2 protein-coding genes are annotated in these 2,345 nt (G+C 33.2%); one reads left to right on the top strand and one right to left on the bottom strand.

Features of this window, described 5'->3' with window-relative positions; translation table 11 throughout:
- The coding region (locus ACZQCL_RS08825; protein WP_482482873.1) for an HAD-IIB family hydrolase at positions 1 to 401 on the bottom strand (401 nt) is incomplete at its 3' end.
- 88 nt (positions 402 to 489) lie between these two features.
- Here ACZQCL_RS08825 and ACZQCL_RS08820 point away from each other — a divergent pair.
- A complete protein-coding gene (locus ACZQCL_RS08820) occupies positions 490 to 2,226 on the top strand; it encodes an ABC transporter ATP-binding protein (protein ID WP_482482871.1) in 1,737 nt (578 codons plus the stop codon).
- The last annotated feature ends 119 nt before the right edge of the window (positions 2,227 to 2,345 follow it).

Genomic DNA, 2,345 nt, shown 5'->3' with positions numbered 1-2,345 from the left:
AATTCATCAAGTACATGAACATGTTGGTTGGCAATCATGAAATATTCTTCTAAGATTTCATCATCAAAATTACATCCCATCTTATTGATTCCAGCTAGAGTAACTGCTTTATTTAGTCTTTTTGCGTTTTCGACGAATGTTTCAATATCTTTCTTATCCATGGGATTCTTGTAAATCAATTCATTTTTGGTGAAACAATAGGAGCCATTAAAAGAAAGTACTGCATCAAATTCGATGCCATGAAATTTAGGAACGACAAATGGTGGCCTTCCCGTCGCTAAAATGATTTTGATGCCTTTTTGCTTAACTAAGTTTAATGCATCAACTAGTTCTTGGTGCATTTCCTTCTTGCCAAGTTCTAAAAGTGTGCCATCAATATCAAAAAATAAAATTTTAATCATAATCCATTCTCCATTCTTGTTTTATTTTAGCATTACTTTGGAAAATTGAATAAATTTTGTGTATAATACAGAAATCAGGAGGGTATATATGAGTACATTTAAACGATTTTTACAATATTATAAACCATATAAAGGGATTTTCTTTATGGATCTGTTTTGTGCACTTATCATGTGTATTGTTGATCTATCTTTTCCTTTGATTCTAAGCTATTGTACAGGACAATTCTTTTTGAACTCATCCAATGAAATTTTAAAAGAAATTATCGTATTAGGAATAGGTTTACTCGTTATGTATGTGATACGTGCATTGTGTCGTTATTACGTGAGTTGTCAAGGCCATGTGATGGGAGCCAACATGGAAAGTGATATGCGTCAAGACTTATTCAATCAATATCAACGTTTATCTTTCTCCTATTATGATAAACACAATACAGGGGTTATGATGTCTCGTGTTGTTTCAGACTTATTTGATATTTGTGAGTTTGCACATCATGGTCCTGAAAACTTATTTATTTCATTATTCAAAATTGTCGGATCTTTCATTATTTTGGCTACGATTTATTGGCCATTGGCATTAATTCTTTTGGCAGTGACTGTTGTGATGATGGTGTTTAGTTATTCTCAAAATAAAAAGATGCGAAGAACCTTTATGGAAAACAGAAAGAAGATTGGTAGTGTGAATGCAAGTCTTCAAGATTCTTTGGGTGGTATTCGTGTTGTACAGTCTTTTGCGAATGAAGATATTGAAATTGATAAATTCAATCATTCAAACATGGAATTTTTGGAATCTAAAAAAGACAATTATCGTGTTATGGGTACTTTTCAAGGTGGAAATAATTTCTTCCAAGGACTTTTATATGTCACAATCATTGTATTTGGTGGGCTATTTATCGCTAATGGCGATTTAAACCCAATTGTGTTAGCTACGTTTGCCTTATATATCAATGTATTTGTTTCTCCAATTGAAGTGTTGGTTGAATTTACGGAGATGTTCCAAAAAGGATTCTCTGGATTTAGACGTTTTGAAGAGGTTATGAATGAAGTTCCTGAAATTCAAGATTCTAAAAATGCCAAGGATTTAGAAAATGTTTCTGGAAATATTGATTTTGATCATGTGTCTTTCCAATATAATGAGAATGAAAGGGTGATTGATGATGTAAATTTACATATCAAGGCCGGTGAAAAGATTGCTTTAGTGGGACCAAGTGGTTCTGGTAAAACTACACTTTGTTCGTTATTGTCTCGCTTTTATGATGTCACAAATGGATCTATTCGTATTGATGGTCAAAATATTAAAGATGTAACTTTAAAATCTCTTCGTTCAAACATTGGTTTAGTACAACAAGATGTATATTTGTTTACCGGAACAATTGAACAAAATATCGCTTATGGAAGACCTGGCGCAAGTCATGCAGATATTGTGGAAGCGGCTAAAAAAGCGAATATCCATGATTTTATTATGTCTTTACCAGAAGGATATAATACGTTCTGTGGGGAAAGAGGAACGCGTTTATCGGGCGGACAAAAACAACGTATCTCGATTGCACGTGTATTCTTAAAAAATCCTAAAATCTTGATTTTAGATGAAGCAACAAGTGCTTTGGATAATGAGAGTGAGAGAATCATTCAAAAAAGTTTAGAAGATTTAAGCAAGAATCGTACTTGTATTACGATTGCCCATCGTTTATCTACGATTCGTAATGCAGATGAGATTGTCGTAATTGATGCGACAGGTATGCATGAACGTGGAACGCATGATGAATTGATGAAATTAAATGGTACTTATGCGAAATATTATAAGCTTCAATTTGAGGGGTTAAATTAGCAGGCATGCAAATGTCTGCTTTTCTGTACGACAGGCAGTCGTGCTTATAGTTGATAATCAATCACCGATTATCAACTGTTTTATTTTAGAGACAATAAAGTACAAGATACTCGTAACAC

It is taken from the genome of Holdemanella sp. (genome assembly GCF_056804935.1).
This window is presented reverse-complemented; position numbering and strand designations above follow the sequence as displayed.

Excerpts from the sequence above, each read along its gene's own strand:
- ACZQCL_RS08820 (WP_482482871.1), top strand. The coding sequence starts at position 490 with ATGAGTACATTTAAACGATTTTTACAATATTATAAACCATATAAAGGG.